Source organism: Mesorhizobium sp. M7A.F.Ca.CA.003.01.2.1, assembly GCF_003998945.1.
Classification (GTDB): domain Bacteria; phylum Pseudomonadota; class Alphaproteobacteria; order Rhizobiales; family Rhizobiaceae; genus Mesorhizobium; species Mesorhizobium ciceri.
Genome location: NZ_RZRA01001231.1, coordinates 1 through 1,290 on the forward strand (window position 1 = coordinate 1; position 1,290 = coordinate 1,290).

1 protein-coding gene is annotated in these 1,290 nt (G+C 66.9%); it reads right to left on the reverse strand.

Annotated elements, in window-relative coordinates; genetic code table 11:
• Nucleotides 1-1,290 (reverse strand): arginase family protein (locus EN969_RS31505; protein ID WP_127419756.1); only part of this gene is annotated, 1,290 nt, incomplete at both ends.

Below are 1,290 nucleotides of genomic sequence, written 5' to 3' on the forward strand. Positions count from 1 at the left end.
TCGCGCATGCCCATGGCGTCGATATCGGTCATGGTGAAGGCGGAGACGCGCGAATCCTTCAGCACCCGCGCCTCGGCCGGATCGGCGTGGCGCAAGCCGACGATGACGACATTCTCCGGCGACAGTTGCGGCTGCAGGGCGCCCGCCTTGTGGTCGAGGCCAAGCGATCGCGCCAGGACCGAGCCTTCCGGCAGGTCGATGCCGTCCTCGTCCTCAGGCATCAGGGCGGCGATGGAATCGATCCAGATCAGGCCGAAGGAATGCGTGGCGCGCGCCGTTGCGGTCAGAGCCTTATGCGCGACGCGACGGTCGGTGCCGGCGGCCAGCCGGATCAGCCCCGATGGCGGCCGCTCGACATCGGCGAGTTCCACGACATCGAAATTCATCGCCTCCAGCCGCGCGCCGGTGCCTTCCCGGGCCAGGATGCCGGCAGCCCCCGGCCCGGCGGAGATCTGCACCATCTTGCGGCCGGAAAAATCCTCGACATCGTGCATCGGGGCCTTCTCGACATATTCCGAGGTCATCGCCAAAAGCATGGCGCCATAGCTCATGCGGAAGGCGACGCGGTCGCCGACGGCCAGCGGCGGGTCGGCATCGGCGACATCCAAAAGCAGATGGTCGCTGGAGGCGCCCAGCACCCGGATCCCCCTGGCGATCGGCGTCAGCCCCTCGACCAGCACGTCCTCGCGGCCGATATTGGCGATGGCGCGCAGCCTATCGCCCTCGTCGGGGAAGACCGGCTGGTTGCCGAAGGCGTCGTAGCCCGATTGGCCGATCGGCCGTGACGGCTTGAGCTTGACCTCGATGATGTCGCTGGTCAGCCGGCAGGCATCGGGCTCGAGCTCGGCCCATGGCACATCGCGGAAGGTTTCGACGCCACCTTGCAGGATCGCCTCGCCGACGCGCAGATTGTTGATGCCGGCCGGAAGCCTGCCTTCGAGCAGCAGCGGCAGCGACGACGAGGCGCCGCCGGAAATCACGTCGAGGCTTTTGCCGGACAGGCGCTCGGTCTTGTAGGCATGGGCGACGAGCTGCCCAAGGTTTTCCGGCGTCGGCATGATGGCGCCGAAGCAGCCGAGATTGGTGCCGATGCCGGCGATGCGCACGCCCTTGAACTGCAGGATCTGCTCAACCGTGGGGATCAGGTCGTTCGGCCAGATGCCTTCGCGGAGATCGCCGAGATCGATCATCAGCATGATGTCGTGGACGCGGCCCATGCGCTCGGCGATGCGCGAAACTTCGCGGATGGTGGCGAGTTCCGATTGCAGGCTGATGTCGACGGTGCGCACC